The sequence below is a fragment of the Paeniglutamicibacter sulfureus genome (assembly GCF_030512175.1).
GTDB classification, from domain to species: Bacteria; Actinomycetota; Actinomycetes; order Actinomycetales; family Micrococcaceae; genus Paeniglutamicibacter; species Paeniglutamicibacter sulfureus.
The window spans coordinates 1,018,556-1,033,025 of sequence record NZ_JAULBL010000002.1 but is presented as its reverse complement, the minus strand read 5'-3'; the positions used below and the strand labels follow the sequence as shown (position 1 = coordinate 1,033,025).

Annotated in this window: 15 protein-coding genes; 8 read left to right on the top strand and 7 right to left on the bottom strand. The window is 65.3% G+C overall.

All coding sequences use genetic code 11. The features are described from left to right. Positions 1 to 13 precede the first annotated feature (13 nt). From Q2T94_RS11385 to Q2T94_RS11375, 3 genes are all read left to right on the top strand, one after another. Positions 14 to 1,570, top strand: a complete 1,557-nt coding sequence (locus Q2T94_RS11385; protein ID WP_302264412.1) for an N-acyl-D-amino-acid deacylase family protein — start codon at positions 14 to 16, stop codon at positions 1,568 to 1,570. Beyond that, positions 1,567 to 2,202, top strand: coding sequence for a bifunctional 4-hydroxy-2-oxoglutarate aldolase/2-dehydro-3-deoxy-phosphogluconate aldolase (locus tag Q2T94_RS11380; protein ID WP_264269492.1), 636 nt, complete (start codon positions 1,567 to 1,569; stop codon positions 2,200 to 2,202). Before Q2T94_RS11385 ends, Q2T94_RS11380 begins: the two co-directional genes overlap by 4 nt. Before the next feature lie 72 nt (positions 2,203 to 2,274). Next, positions 2,275 to 3,120 carry a fumarylacetoacetate hydrolase family protein gene (locus Q2T94_RS11375; RefSeq protein WP_302264410.1) on the top strand — a complete coding sequence of 282 codons (846 nt, stop codon included), beginning with the start codon at positions 2,275 to 2,277 and terminating at the stop codon, positions 3,118 to 3,120. Positions 3,121 to 3,186: 66 nt separating this feature from the next. Here Q2T94_RS11375 and Q2T94_RS11370 read toward each other — a convergent pair whose 3' ends face one another. Next, positions 3,187 to 3,555 carry a DUF488 domain-containing protein gene (locus tag Q2T94_RS11370; RefSeq protein WP_302264409.1) on the bottom strand — a complete coding sequence of 123 codons (369 nt, stop codon included), beginning with the start codon at positions 3,553 to 3,555 and terminating at the stop codon, positions 3,187 to 3,189. 133 nt (positions 3,556 to 3,688) lie between these two features. On the opposite strand from Q2T94_RS11370, the gene rraA reads away from it, so the two are divergent. From rraA to Q2T94_RS11355, 3 genes are all read left to right on the top strand, one after another. Continuing rightward, positions 3,689 to 4,153 carry a ribonuclease E activity regulator RraA gene (gene rraA, locus Q2T94_RS11365; protein WP_264269495.1) on the top strand — a complete coding sequence of 155 codons (465 nt, stop codon included), beginning with the start codon at positions 3,689 to 3,691 and terminating at the stop codon, positions 4,151 to 4,153. A gap of 148 nt (positions 4,154 to 4,301) precedes the next feature. Then, on the top strand, positions 4,302 to 4,958 hold the full coding sequence (locus Q2T94_RS11360) for an SDR family oxidoreductase (protein WP_264269647.1): 657 nt from the start codon (positions 4,302 to 4,304) through the stop codon (positions 4,956 to 4,958). Positions 4,959 to 5,073: 115 nt separating this feature from the next. Further along, positions 5,074 to 6,627, top strand: a complete 1,554-nt coding sequence (locus Q2T94_RS11355; RefSeq protein ID WP_302264407.1) for a long-chain-fatty-acid--CoA ligase — start codon at positions 5,074 to 5,076, stop codon at positions 6,625 to 6,627. A 17-nt stretch (positions 6,628 to 6,644) separates the two neighbouring features. On the opposite strand, the gene Q2T94_RS11350 is transcribed toward Q2T94_RS11355, so the two are convergent. Together Q2T94_RS11350 and Q2T94_RS11345 are read right to left on the bottom strand one after the other, a co-directional pair. Continuing rightward, a complete protein-coding gene (locus tag Q2T94_RS11350; RefSeq protein ID WP_302264406.1) occupies positions 6,645 to 7,265 on the bottom strand; it encodes a class I SAM-dependent methyltransferase in 621 nt (206 codons plus the stop codon). Between the two features lie 183 nt (positions 7,266 to 7,448). After that, positions 7,449 to 8,294, bottom strand: coding sequence for an HpcH/HpaI aldolase/citrate lyase family protein (locus Q2T94_RS11345; protein ID WP_264269498.1), 846 nt, complete (start codon positions 8,292 to 8,294; stop codon positions 7,449 to 7,451). 205 nt (positions 8,295 to 8,499) lie between these two features. Between Q2T94_RS11345 and cycA the strand changes: the two genes are divergently transcribed. Further along, positions 8,500 to 9,975, top strand: coding sequence for a D-serine/D-alanine/glycine transporter (gene cycA, locus Q2T94_RS11340; protein WP_302264403.1), 1,476 nt, complete (start codon positions 8,500 to 8,502; stop codon positions 9,973 to 9,975). 112 nt (positions 9,976 to 10,087) lie between these two features. On the opposite strand, the gene Q2T94_RS11335 is transcribed toward cycA, so the two are convergent. From Q2T94_RS11335 to Q2T94_RS11320, 4 genes are all read right to left on the bottom strand, one after another. Further along, entirely contained in the window at positions 10,088 to 10,531 is a 444-nt protein-coding gene (locus Q2T94_RS11335; protein WP_264269500.1) for a hypothetical protein, read from the bottom strand. A gap of 4 nt (positions 10,532 to 10,535) precedes the next feature. Further along, a complete protein-coding gene (locus Q2T94_RS11330; RefSeq protein ID WP_302264401.1) occupies positions 10,536 to 11,009 on the bottom strand; it encodes a DUF4262 domain-containing protein in 474 nt (157 codons plus the stop codon). A 353-nt stretch (positions 11,010 to 11,362) separates the two neighbouring features. Then, positions 11,363 to 12,163, bottom strand: a complete 801-nt coding sequence (locus Q2T94_RS11325) for a Gmad2 immunoglobulin-like domain-containing protein (protein WP_302264399.1) — start codon at positions 12,161 to 12,163, stop codon at positions 11,363 to 11,365. 222 nt (positions 12,164 to 12,385) lie between these two features. Further along, the gene (locus Q2T94_RS11320; protein ID WP_302264397.1) at positions 12,386 to 13,561 is read right to left on the bottom strand and encodes an NAD(P)-dependent malic enzyme; all 1,176 of its coding nucleotides are present in this window, start codon (positions 13,559 to 13,561) and stop codon (positions 12,386 to 12,388) included. 356 nt (positions 13,562 to 13,917) lie between these two features. Between Q2T94_RS11320 and Q2T94_RS11315 the strand changes: the two genes are divergently transcribed. Further along, positions 13,918 to 14,319 (top strand): helix-turn-helix domain-containing protein, encoded by a 402-nt coding sequence (locus Q2T94_RS11315; protein WP_302264396.1) that lies wholly within the window; start codon positions 13,918 to 13,920, stop codon positions 14,317 to 14,319. Positions 14,320 to 14,470: the final 151 nt, after the last annotated feature.

Sequence of the window (14,470 nt, the reverse complement as noted above, 5' to 3'; positions counted from 1 at the left end):
GCGGATCGATGCTGTGCGCCCGCTCCCGGTGCGCACAGCCATCACCCGCACCCGTATCATCGACGGCTCCGGGAGCGCCGAATACGCCGGCGACGTCGTGCTCGAGGACGGCCTCATTTCGCGTATTCTCCCGGCCGGGGCTTTCATCGAGGACGGCGACACGCTGGTCATCGACGGGTCTGGCCTGGTCACCTGTCCGGGATTCATCGACATGCACGGGCGCTCCGAGCCGACCCTGCCGACCGGTCCTGCCCACCATGCAGCCCTCACGCAGGGCGTGACCACCCAGGTCCTGGGGCAGGAGAAGCTCTCCCTCGCCCCGCACGTAGAATCGCGTGCACCACTTGACTGGCCGTCCGTGGGCCAATACCTTGACCGGATCGACGAGGGAACAGGCGCCAATGTGGCCTGTCTGGTGCCGCTGGGGAGCGTGCGGGCCGTTGCCATGCGGGGCGTAGAGAGCGCGTCCGTGGCCGAAATGATTGCCGCCCAGGCCAAGGCCATTGCCGATGCCTTGGAGCAGGGCGCGGTGGGCATGTCCTCCGGCCAGGAACATGACCCGGAGCCTCGCGCAACCGCAGCGGAGCTTGAGGCCCTGGGCACGGCCATTGCCGCCTGCGGCGGTTATTGGTCCCCGGAACACGACCCGCACCACGGCACTGTGCTGGAAGCCGTGGGCGGCAGCATCGCCGTGGCCGCCAGGACCGGGGTGTCCCTACAACTGGCCCATCTGCGCATGGATGCCGGGGTATCCCCGGGTACGGTTGCGGAACTTCTGGACATGCTTGACGCGGCACTGGATGCCGGCGTCGATCTGGGCTGCGATTCCCACCCCTACCTCGAGGTCCCCGGGCTCCTGTCCTCGCTGTTGCCTTCCTGGGCACGCGAAGGGCACACCGCCGACATCCTGGCCCGCTTCGACGATGCCGATGCCGTGGCGCGGATCCGGGCCGAGGTCCAGGCCGATCCGAACATCGACTGGAAAGCGGTGCGCATCGCCTCGGTGGGTTCCGCACGGCTGTCCATGTTGGTGGGCCAGGACATCACCCGGATTGCCGCGATCCAGTCAACCGACGTGGTCACCACTTTCCTGCGCATCCTGGGCGCCGATGAGCTGGCCACCGGCATCCTGCACCGCACCGGGAACGAGGAAAACCTGCGGGCCATCATGGGGCACCGCAGCCACAGCGGGTCCGGTCCCGGAGTGCCTGTGGCCGCGGCCCACCCAGGTACCTGGGGCGCCTTTCCGCGCTTCATGGCGCAGTATGCCGGGGAAGCGGGACCGATGGACATGCCGGGGATGATCCACCAGCTCACCGGCCGTCCAGCGGCCCGCCTGGGACTCGTCGGTCGCGGTGTGCTGGCCGAGGGGAACGCCGCCGATGTGCTGGTCTTCGCTCCGGATGTCATTATTGACAGGGCCACCTTTGCCGATCCACGGCAACCGGCGGCAGGAATACAGCACGTGTTCGTCAACGGCGTGGCCGCCGTTTCCGAGCACCTACCCACTTCGGCCCTCGCCGGCCGGGCGCTGCGACGCAGCGCGAAAGGAAGAACGCAATCCACATGAACACGCCGGAAATGATCCAGATGCTCCAACGCGACAAGGCCCTGGCGGTGGTCCGCACCGAGGCGATCACCGACGCCGCAGAATTGTGCGGCGCACTGGTCTCCGGAGGCATCTACGCGGTGGAACTGACTTTCACGACCCCCGGAATGCTCACCCACCTGGCCCGCGCCGCCGACACCGTGCAGACCCACGGAGCCGTGGTCGGAGCCGGAACCGTGCTGCACGCCGACCAGGCTCGCGCCGCCATCGATGCAGGGGCCCAGTTCATCGTCGCCCCCGGCATCCGCCCGGAGGTGGCCGAGGTCGCCGCACAGGCCGGGGTGCCATTTTGCCTGGGGGCCATGAGCCCGACCGAAGTGGCCATGGCCCTTGACCTTGGCAGTGCCATGGTCAAGATCTTCCCCGCCGCAATCATGGGTTCGCGCTACCTCACCGAGTTGCAGGGTCCCTACCCGGGCGTGCGCCTGCTGCCCACCGGCGGGGTCACCCTGGCCAATGCCAAGGAGTTCCTGGAGGCAGGGGCGCTGGCTGTGTGTGTCGATTCCTCGGTGGTTCCCGGAGCCCTGGTGGCCGCTGGCGAACACGAGGCCATTGCCATGCTTGCCGCCGAATTCACTGCCGCCCTGCGCTAGCGGCACCCGCGGGAAAAGAAAAAATGCGTCACCGGTTCCGGCGCATCGGTGCCCATGTGATGGGATAAGGGCATGAAACTTGCCACATTGCGCCGGGCCGATGCGCCCGAAAGCACCTTTGCCGCCTTGATCACCGAGAAGAACTTCAGCGAGCTCGAGGGCTTCGCCGATGTGGGGGCCTTCCTGGCCGCCGACCCCGAGGCCCGCACCGCGGCATTGGGTGTAGCCGCCACCGGCGCCGTCGCCGAGCTGGCCGACGCCGACTACGCCCCGCTGATCACCAACCCGGCCAAGGTGTATTGCATCGGGCTGAACTACCGCAACCACATTGCCGAAGTCGGCAAGGAGGAACCCGAGTTCCCCACGGTCTTCACCAAGTTCGCCTCCTCGCTGACCGGGGCCAACGACGAGATCGAGATCCCGGCCGAGGACCACCGCATCGACTGGGAGGGCGAGCTCGCCGTCATTATCGGCGAACCCGGGCGCCGCATCTCCGAAGCCGATGCCCCCAAGCACATTGCCGGTTACGCGGTCTCCAACGACGTGTCCATGCGCGGCTACCAAGGCCGCACCACCGAATGGACCCAGGGAAAGTGCTGGGACGCGGCTTCGCCATTGGGCCCATGGCTGGTCAGCCCCGAGGACTTCGCCACGGGTGCGAAAATCACCACGCGCGTGAACGGGGAGATCGTGCAGGAAGATTCCACCGCCGACCTGGTCTTCTCCCCCGCGGCGCTGGTGGCCTACCTGTCGGTGTTCAATGAGCTGCGCCCCGGCGACGTGATCCTCACCGGAACCCCCGCCGGCGTGGCCCTGGGCAGGCGCAACGAGGACGGACGCCACCCGTGGCTGAAGGCAGGCGACGTGCTGGAAACCTCCATCGAATCCCTGGGCACCAGCAGCAACACCTTTATCTAGGCACCTGCCGATCCGGGGCGCAGTGGCGGATGGCTCCGTCGTTGGGCCCCGGATCCGCGATACCGATTACGCCCCGCCCGTGCCCAGCTGCTCCCCGATGACCGAACGCAGCACCACGGCCTGGTTGTGTTCCTCGTCCATGGCCCCATACAAGAGACACAGTCGCTCCTTGTCCCTGGCTAGCGACAACAATTTCTCCAAGGCCTCCGAACCGTCCAGTTCCTTGCGATAGGCCTTGGCAAAGGCCGGAAATTTCTTGGCGACGTGGCCAAATTGCTTTCGAAGTTCATCGGACGGCCCCGCTTCCTTGAGCCAGAGGTCCAGTTCCGCATCATCCTTCTTGATGCCCCGGGGCCAGATCCGATCCACCAGGACCCGGTAGCCGTCGTCGCTTTCGGCTGCCTCGTAGACTCGCTTGATCACCACGTTGTCCATGGCCGCATGCTACGCCGAAACCACCCAGAGGCCCAGCCAACAACTTGGGCCCCACCGGGCGTCGCGAACGGACACCCCGCATCCGGCGTAACACCGGCCGGATTCCGGCACCGTGAATCGTAGGCTGGGGAACATGACGTTTACCACCTGCGATCTCTTTGACAACGATGAAAACCTGCAATCGGTTTCCCTGCAATTTGAGAATTTCGGTGCCCACCCCCGCTTCAGCGGTCCGGTGCGCACGGTGCGCTGCTACCGGGACAACGGCCTGGTCAAGTCCCTGCTCAACTCCCCGGGCGAAGGCGCGGTGCTGGTGGTCGACGGGGCCGGGTCGCTGGAATCCGCATTGATGGGCGACATGATCGCCGCCGCTGCCGTGGAGAACGGCTGGGCCGGCGTCGTGATCAACGGCGCGATCCGTGACCGCGTGGCCCTGGCCGACACCCCGCTGGGCATCAAGGCCTTGGGCTCGAATCCGCGCAAGAGCGCCAAGGATTCGGTCGGCGCGGTGGACCTGGTCGTGTCCTTTGGCGGGGTCACCTTCGTCCCCGGCGCCATGCTGTACTCGGACGAGGACGGAATCCTCGTGGCCGCCTAAGGGTCCCGGCCCGGTGGTTCGCCCCGCACCCGCTCGAAAACTGAAAGACTAGGGACGGAATGCAGCACACCGGGCACCTCGTTGGAAGAGAGACCGCTCGACGCGGACGCCGCACATCCAGGCACACGTTGAACACGACTCAAGGAGCATCATGAAGGTCACGATCATTGGCGGCCATGGCAAGGTCGCGCTGTTGGCAGCTGCCCAGTTGGCCAAGCGAGGCGACACCGTCATCTCTGTCATCCGCAACCCCGACCACGCCGCGGATGTCTCCGCCACGGGCGCCACGCCACTGGTGCTGGATGTGGAGAACGCGACGACCGCAGAAATGGCCGAGGCTTTCCAGGGTGCCGAAGCGATTGTCTGGTCAGCCGGGGCCGGCGGCGGAAACCCGGACCGCACCTATGCCGTCGACCGCGACGCCGCCATCCGTTCCATGAACGCCGCGGAGATCACCGGGGCCAAGCGCTATGTCATGGTCTCATTCCTCACCGCCGACACCGAGCACCTGGTGGCACTGGATGACCCGTTCTACCCTTACATGGCCGCCAAGATCGCCGCCGACGAACACCTGCGTGCCAGCACCCTGGACTACACCATCCTGGGCCCCGGGGCCCTGACCCTTGCCGAACCCACCGGTCTGCTGAACCCGATGCCCGACCCCGCGTCGGATACCTCGACCTCCCGGGCCAACACGGCACTGGCCATCGTGGCAGCGCTGGATGAGCCGGCAAGCATCGGCCGGACCATCAAGTTCAGCGACGGGGACGTCCCCGTCGCCCAGGTCGTGGCCGCGGGCAACTGACCCGGTTCCTCGGTGAACGGCGGGCCACGCGCGGCGCTGTTCGTTGACAGGCGGGTGGCACGGCGAGCACGATGGGCGAGAGCCCGCCCGCACCTTCGTCTTGGGAGAATCCGCCGTGAACGCACCAGTTCCAAACGCCACCCTGTCCGTTGCAGCCATCCTGGCAGAGGGCGCCAAGCGCAACGGCGACCTGCCGGCCATCACCCTGGGCGGGGCCAGCACCAGCTACAAGGATCTGTGGGACCAGGCGCGCGCCTACGCCGGGGCCTTGCGCGAGGCCGGGGTGACGGACGGGGACAAGGTCGCCATCATGATCCCCAACGTCACCGACTTCGCCCGCGTCTACTATGCGGTGCTGGCACTGGGAGCCGTGGCGGTCCCCGTGCATGCACTCTTCAAGCGCCATGAGATCGAATACGTGTTGGGCGACGCCGGGGCGCAGACGCTCATTTGCGCCGCGCCGCTGCTGGGCGAGGGGGCACCGGGTGCGCTGGCGGCCGGGGCGCGGGTCTTCACCGTGATGTCTCCCGAGGCCGGGGATCTTCCCCGTCTTGAGGACCTTGCCAAGGCCGCAACACCCATTGGCGCCTACGTCCCGCGCGGGCCGCTGGACATCGCCACGATCCTGTACACATCCGGCACCACCGGCAAGCCCAAGGGCGCGCTTGGCACCCACTTCGCCCTTGTCGAGCAGGTCAACGTGCTGTTGCTGAACACCTTCGACATGCGCCGGGGAGACAAGCTCTTTGGCGGCCTGCCGCTCTTCCACACCTTTGGGCAGACCGTGGCCTTGAACGCGGGGTTGCGCGCCGGCGCCGAGATCCTGCTGCTGCCCAAGTTCACCGGAGAGGCGGCCTTGGACATGGTGTTGGACGAGGGCGTGAACATCTTCATCGGCGTGCCCACCATGTACGTGGGGTTGCTGGCCGCGGCCAAGGTGCGCCCGGAGCCTGCCCCGGCGCTGCGCTACGCGGTTTCCGGCGGCGCTGCCCTGCCGCTGGCCATCCTCGAGGGATTCAGCGAGCACTTCGGCGCGACAATCCACGAGGGTTACGGACTGACCGAGACCTCACCGGTGGCCTCCTTCAACCACGTGGGCATCGAGCCGCGGCCAGGAACCGTGGGCCAGCCCGTCTGGGGAGTCGAGATCGAGGTTGCCCGCCCAGAGGTCTCCGATGCCATCGAGTTGCTGGAAACCGGTGAGTTGGGCGAGCTGGTGATCCGCGGGCACAATCTCTTCTCCGGGTACCTGAACCGCCCCGAGGCAACGGCCGAAGCCATGGTGGATGGCTGGTTCCGCACCGGGGATCTGGGCACCAAGGACAAGGACGGCTACATCAGCATCGTGGACCGGAAGAAGGACATGATCCTGCGCAATGGCTACAACGTGTACCCGCGCGAAGTCGAGGAAGTGCTGGTCGCCAACCCGGAGATCACCAATGCCGCGGTCTTCGGGGTGCCGGATGAAAAGCACGGCCAGGAAATCGTGGCCGCGGTGACCCTTGCGGCAGGGAGCCTTTTGGGTGCCGACGCCATTGGCGACTACGCCAGGGAACGGCTGGCGGCCTACAAGTATCCGCGGCTTGTCGAAATCGTGGCGGATTTCCCGCTGGGCCCCAGCGGGAAGGTGCTCAAGCGCGAGCTGGTCACCCGGTACTCGCGCGAGTAGGCGGCCGGGGCGGGAGTTCAGGAACGGGTCGCCACGCCCAGACTGATCGCACCCTCGAAGCGAGGCGCTCCGGCCAGGTAGAAAGTGTCCAACTCGGTGGTCTGAAACCCTGCATCGTGAAGCATCTCAGCGACGGAACGGGTGAGATGGCAACCTCCGGCCAGCGCCTTCTGAAGGGGTTCGACCCGGCGCTGGAAGCGTTGGACCTTTTCATCGGGGGCCAGCCCATGTTCCAGGAAATGCAGCGCCCCGCCGGGCTTGAGCACGCGGTGAACCTCAGCCAGGGCAGCGGCGGCATCCGGAATGGTGCACAGCGTGAAGGTGCTCAGTGCGGCATCGAAGTACCCGTCGGGCTCCCCTAGCTGCTGGCCGTCAACCGATCCCCGCAGGATCCGGATGGCCGATGCCGCCCGCGCGCCGGCCGATAGCCGCCAGGCGGTGTCGGAGGGCTCAATGGCCACCACCTCCGTCGTTTCCTTCGGGTAGTGCCCCACGTTGCTTCCCGAGCCGAAACCCAGTTCCAGCACCCTACCGGCAAGCCCGGAGCACGCCCGCGTTCGCATCGGGTCCAGGGACTTGGTGCCACAGGAGAACGCGACGAGGCGAGGCAACACGTGTTTCTCATAGAGATTGGTCATCAGGCCAAACCCTCCGACCGGCCGGAACCTTCATCGCTCATGCCAACAGTCTCTGTGCGGACGGCCCTGCTTGCAAGGGGGCAAGGGCTGTCGGCACAAGGCATGGCACAAATGGAAAAGCCCGGCAAGTGCGTCGTGAAACGCACCTGCCGGGCCATGGTCACCCGCGGGCAACCGGAGGTCTTAGGCGTTCCACAATCCGTAGGAGTCGGCCAGGTCGGCGATCTTCTGTGCACGTGCCAGACGCGGCAGGTAAGAACCATCGCCCACCGTGGCGCCGGCCGCGTGGGCGTCAAGCATGTCGTGTGCCCAGGACAGCTCGTCGGTGCTGGGCGAAAGACCCCGGTTGATCTCATCGACCTGGGTGCGCGAGAGCGCCAGCTTGCCGGTCATGCCCATCGATGCGGTGATCGCGGAGTCGGCCAAGACTTCGGCGGCATCCGCACCCGGTGCAGGAGGCCCGTCGATGGCGCCGGGGAGCTTGCCCACGCGCGATGCCACCACAAGCTTGCCGCGGGCGTAGGCCAGGGCCAGCGGGTCTCCGGAAACGCCGGTGTCCTTGCGGAAATCGTTCACGCCGAAGGCCAGGCGGAAGGTACCGGGGGCCGAGGCGATCGCGGTGGCGTTCTCGATGCCGAGCGCGGATTCAACCAGGGCTAGCACCGGGGTGCCTGCCTGCAGGCGCATGGCCGTGTAGGTTACCTGCTCGGGCTTTTCGGTCATGGCGAGCATGACCCCGCGCAGGCCAGGGGCCTTGGACAGGTCGGCCAGGTCCTTGGCCCAGAAGTCGGTGTCGATTCCGTTGACGCGCACCCAGGCCGTCATCCCGGTGGACAGTGCCTCGACCACGGCTTCGCGTGCGGCATCCTTCTTGTCGTCCGGAACTGCGGCTTCCATGTCGAAGATGACCGAATCGGCCTCGGACGCGAGCGCCGGGCCGAAGTCCTCGGGCTTCGAGGCGTTGACTAGCAGCCAAGAGCGGGAAAGTTTTGCCGGAAGGTTAGCTGCGCGACGGTTACGGAATGCCATGCCTCCAGCCTACCGACTTCGCGTGCCAAGGTACCAACGCGCGTCGTGCAGCAGGCACGCAAAGTCGCCAATGATCGGCAAATGCGTCAACGGTGTGATTAACTCGACCCCCATTTTCGCCGGTTGCGGGAATTGCAGTAGGGTTTTTGAGGCTCTGTACTGGCCGTCACAGGCAACACCAATCTCCACAAGGATAGTCCGCACCATGACTGAAAAAACGCTCGACAAAGCACCGGGCGAAGAGTCCACCGACGGCAATCCGCCACTGGAACGGGCCCTCTCAAACCGCCACATCCAACTCATGGCCATTGGCGGTGCCATCGGCACGGGGCTGTTCATGGGTTCGGGCAAGACCATCTCGGTGGCCGGCCCCTCCGTCATCTTCGTTTACATGGTCATCGGCTTCATGCTTTTCTTCGTCATGCGCGCCATGGGCGAATTGTTGTTGAGCAACCTGCAGTACAAGAACTTCGGGGACTTCGCCGGTGACCTCCTGGGTCCATGGGCTTCTTTCTTCACCGGCTGGACGTACTGGTTCTGCTGGATTGTCACCGGCATCGCCGACGTGGTGGCCATTGCCCACTATGTCGCATTCTGGTGGCCCGACCTGGCACTGTGGATTCCGGCCATCCTCTGCATCCTGGTCTTACTCGCATTGAACCTTCCCACTGTCCGGGCCTTTGGCGAGACCGAGTTCTGGTTCGCGCTGATCAAGATCATCGCCATCATGGCCCTGATCGTCGTCGGCCTGGTCATGATCATCATGAGCTTCGAAACGGATGGCGCACGCGCCTCCTTCACGAACCTGTGGGAACACGGCGGGATGTTCCCGACCGGCTTCATGGGCTTTGTTGCAGGCTTCCAGATCGCCGTGTTCGCCTTCGTCGGCATCGAATTGGTCGGCACCGCTGCCGCCGAGACCAAGGACCCGGAACGGAACCTGCCCCGCGCAGTGAACTCCATCCCGATCCGCGTGCTGCTCTTCTACGTCGGTGCTTTGGTCATTCTCATGGCTGTCCGTCCCTGGACCAGCTACTCCGCCGATGAGTCACCCTTCGTGGGAATGTTCGCCTTGGCTGGCTTGGTCGGTGCCGCAGGCGTAATCAACTTCGTCGTGCTCACCTCGGCGACTTCCAGCGCGAACTCGGGCATATATTCCACGTCACGCATGGTTTACGGGCTGGCCCGCGAGGGCGATGCACCCAAGGTCTTCGGCAAGCTTTCAAGCCGCAAGGTCCCGAAGAACGCGCTGATTTTCTCCTGCATGTTCCTGCTCGCGGGAGTGGCCCTGCTCTACGCGGAGGGTTCGGTGGCCGAGGCCTTCACCCTGGTCACCACGATCTCGGCACTGTGCTTCATGTTCGTATGGTCGATCATCTTGATCAGCTACATCGTCTACCGCCGCCGCCGCCCGGAGCTGAATGAGGCCAGCAAGTTCAAGATGCCCGGCGGATTGTTCATGCCCTATGTGGTGCTTGCTTTCTTCGGCTTCATCATCTGGGCCCTGACCACCCAGCCCGACACGCTAATGGCCTTGGTCTTCACCCCTATCTGGTTCGTAGCACTGGGCCTCGGATACCTGATGGTTCGCCGCAACCCGGAGCACGCGGCAATCCGCGCCGAGCACGATGCCAAGGTCGCGGCCGAACACGCAGCACGCAGGGCCCGCCTGCGCGCCTAGCACCCCCAACCCCAACGAAGCGGCGGATGCGATGACCCGATTTACGGGTGGTCGCATCCGCCGCCTTTCGCATTGACGGGGAGTCATTCCAGGCCCCCCCGCGGCCCTGGAGTCAGTTGAGGCAAACCGGTTGGACTTTTTTCCGTTCCGTAGGGTTCGGGGAACAGGGAGCGACCTGCAGCAAGGAGAACTTTGGGCCGTACAGCCCGAGGTTCACGTCGCACTGCGCCTTGTAGAGGGTCTCGGGCACCAGTCGTACCCACTGCCCGTGGAATTCAAAGATGTCACCTTCCCCATAGCTGCCGCCCCGCGCCAGCAACATGCGGGCCAGATGGTGCAGCATGCCCGGGGACCCCTGTGGAAATTCGGTGAAGTCTTCCATCCCTGCGATGAGCTCGGGCAAGCCTTTGTCAGTCAGTCCAACCGAGTAGCAGACTTCCTGTCTGTGCTCGGAGTCGGTGTCGTTGACGACGGCGTAGCCCTCTTGGCAAATCAGCTCGCGAATCGGCCGCAGAAACTCCAGGCTTGCGGGATCCGAAGCCGGTCCAAACAGCATGTCCTTAACGCTTTCGGCCCGTGACAGGTCCGTGGCCGACCGGGGCCGACACCGACTTGAACATCAGTGCGGGAGTCGACGGCGGCACCTCGCGATCCATGAAATGAATTTCCAGCACCCGTGTTCCGTGCCCGTAACGGGAGTAGGCACCCAGGGCGAACTTGGTGGCCCCGTGCATGGTGGAGAAATACAGCTTCCGTCCGTCGGGCCCGTCGGCCGTGTGGCCGTTGTCGAAGTGTTCATGGCGCCGGGTCACCGACGTTGCAAAGCCGTTGAGTAAGCGGTTGGTTTCGGCCATGTCGAGGCCGCGGACCAGGAATTCCGACTCACCCAGTTTCGTGAGCCCGACGGTGTAGCCGAAACACCGGCGCAGATTGGGGTCTTCCACATATTGAACGGCCCAGCCGTATTGCCCAATCCGGTTGTCGATGCTTTGCCGCACCTCGTCGGCCGTCCACCCATCGCATTCGAGGCACATGATTCCCGCTCCTTGGTTCGTCCCCACGTGTTGCTGACATCTCCCAGTGTTCGCCGTTCCCGTCGTGCGGTGGGGCGCCGGGTGGGAATTGTGGATAACGTCCGAGACGAGAAAAGACGGCGGGTCCGACACCCGAGGCACGGGCTCGAATCCGCCGTCTCGTCGCCGGAGCCGGTGGTTCTCAAAAGGAAGGTGAGGACCCGACCTGCACGATATCCTGCCTACGCGCAATGCCGTGGGGCCCGAAGGCCCCGCGGTAGGCCGCACATGGGGTTGCGGGCAGGCGGTCCCGTCCGGAGATCTTGTCCCGCAGCGTGCCGGGCTCCCTGCCGATCTGCCGTGAACCCATGGGGTTATTGCTGCGCCGCGAACCCGACCGGGACCGCGGCGGCCGTCCAGATGCTGCCGTCCTTGGCGCTGGTCTCGAACAGCAGCAGCACACCGCCGCCGGAGCCTGGATTGTCCCACTGGATGCTCCCGCTGAACGGCCCCAAGTCGGGCCCGGCTCCGCCCGTCACGATCCCGGTCCCGAGTGCCTCGGCGCCACCGTGGGATCGGACCACGACCTCCACTGTCCCCTCGAATGCGCGCGAGGTCCCGGACAGGGCCACGGGAGACGTGATCGGGTCGCCGGCCCTGGGTGAATCAAGAACGATCTCGCTGCTCATCGCCCCGATGGCGTACCAATTGCCGTCGGTGAGCTGGCGCAACAGGACGGTGGTCACGGCGCCGTCCGATATGGCACGGACCTCCAATTCACCCGAGCGCGAATCGCCCTGCATGAAGTCCCCGTAGACCGGGTCGGTGAAGCCCGCCAATTCCTCGGCGAATCCGGCGGCGGCTTCTTCCGGCGCCGCGTAGCGCAGCGTGCTTCCCGGATCCGGCCAGACGACCATCGCAGCCTCAGCTGCGAACAATGACGGCGCGGCACTGGGTACATCCGAGGCACTCGACGTTGGCGAGGGGGTGGCGGAGGGGCTTGCCGGCGCACTGGTCCCCAGCGAGGCCGTCGTTCCCGGACCGTCTTCGCCAGGGCCGTCCGCGGGCTGCATCAGCAGGATCGCCACCCAGGCCAGGGCGGCCGCCAGTGCCACCACGAGAAGCGCGACAACGATCTTGCGGCCACGGCCGGACGGTGCTGGGTTCTGGCTCATGAGGCACTGTAACAGCGCGCCCGGCGCCGAAACGAGACCGGGGAGGCCGCTTTTCGGTGACGTTTCCATTGCATCCAACGATCCCGCACCGGGACGAAGGAAACGGGCGGAGCACCTGTCGAAACGGTACTCGTCGGGCGTGGAGAGGCCGGACGCCAACGGCTCCGGTTCTGTCCACCCGGGGGGATGGACGAAGCGGAGCCGTTGGATGGATCCGAAGTGCTACTGGCCCTTCGAGGCCTCGGCTACGGCGGCGGCAACTGCCGGCATGACGCGGGGGTCAAGCGGCGAGGGCACGATGTAGTCGGCGGAGAGCTTGTCCTGCGCCAGTTCGGCGATGGCGTGGGCCGCGGCGATCTTCATGTCGGAGGTGATGCGGCGGACGCCGGCATCCAGTGCACCGCGGAAGATGCCGGGGAAGGCCAGCACGTTGTTGATCTGGTTCGGGAAATCCGACCGTCCGGTGGCGACCACGGCTGCGTACTTGGCGGCAACGTCGGGCATGACTTCCGGATCCGGGTTGGACAGTGCGAAGATGATCGCATCGTCGTTCATGCCGGCCAGGTCCTCTTCCACGAACTTGGAGGAGGAAACGCCAACGACCAGGTCCGCTCCGTCGAGCGCCTCGCGGATGCCGCCGATCAGGCCGTCCTTGTTGGTGATGGCCGCGTACTTGGCCTTGATGGCGTTCAGGTCGTCGCGGTCGCGGTGGATGATGCCCCTGGAATCGACGAGCACCACATCGCCCAGGCCGACGTTGATGAGGATCTCGGCGATGGCGATGCCCGCGGCGCCTGCACCGGAGATGACGGCGCGCATCTGGCCCAGTTCCTTGCCTGCAACCTTTGCCGCGTTGAGCAGGGACGCCAGGACGACCACGGCGGTGCCGTGCTGGTCATCGTGCATGACCGGGCAGTCAAGGGCCTCGATGAGGCGCTCTTCGAGTTCGAAGCAGCGCGGGGCGGAGATGTCCTCGAGGTTCACGGCGCCGAAGCTGGGGCGCAGGCGAACCAGGGTTTCGATGATTTCGTCGACGTTGGTGGTGTTCAACACCAACGGGATGGAGTCGAGGCCACCGAATTCCTTGAAGAGCGCGCTCTTGCCCTCCATGACCGGCAGCGAGGCAGCGGCTCCGATGTCGCCCAATCCCAGCACGGCGGTTCCGTCGGAGACCACCACGACCAGGCGCGAAGCCCAGGTGTGGGTCGCGTGCATGGCAGGGTCCGCGGCAATGGCGCGGGAAACCTGGGCCACACCGGGGGTGTAGGCGATGGAGAGGTCCCGCTTGGTGGCCAGCGGCATCTTGGACTGGACCGTGAGCTTGCCGCCGATGTGGGCGTCGAAGATATCGGCCTCGGTGATGGAGGCGGCGGCGTTAAGAGAGGTGTCAATGGACATGGAAGACTCCTTGAAAGTTCTGAAATGTGTCGGAGCGAGGAATCGATTCGATGATCGTAGATGTCGTAAGTTTCGGCCGATCCCACGTCGACGTGGTGATCACCTACTGCTTAGCCTCGCTGTGCGTCTGCCGGCCCGGGGTGGGGGCTCAGACGATGCGCACTGGTCAGTACTTTCTTTAGACCGTGGTCCACACACTACTGCACTTCGACGCTCTCGTGCCACCGCTTGGCGCAACCATCGTGAAACAATCGCCACCGGCAGGCCGCCGGGGAACAGCGGATCCGGCATGCGGACCCGCATCAGCGACGCGCGTCCGACCGGCACTTTTGTGCGGCATCATGCATGATGGAAGCATGTCGTCTCCAACACCGTCATTGAGCAAGGCCAGGGCCTTCCCTGCCCTGGAAAAGAAGGCCGCGGCAAGGCTCGCGGCGGCCCTGGAAGAATCAGCGGACACCACCATTTTTGTCAATGGCACCACGTTGCAATTGCCGGATGTCGCCCATGCGGCACTCATCGAGGTGCTCCAACGCATGGCGCTCGGCGACGAAGTGAGTGTGAGTACCGTCGAATCGTTATTGAACACCTCGCAAGCGGCGAAAATGGCAGGCGTTTCGGCTAGTTACCTGCGCAAACTTACCGATTCGGGAATCATTCCCGTCGCGTACCGCGGCACGCACCGCAGGATCCGTCCCGCCGCGGTGCAGGCCTGGCTCGACAACCGCACCGAAGCGCCGACCGACACCCCGGAATAGGCCCAACCGCAACTCCACCGTGCTGGATTCGGCGGGCAAGACCTTCGTATGTTGGAAGTGGCCGCAATGGCGGATGAAGGTGCTTGAAGGGATGGGAAGCCGTGTTCCGGAATCGTTTGATGCGCCTCTTGCTGGGCAGTCTTGCGGGTGC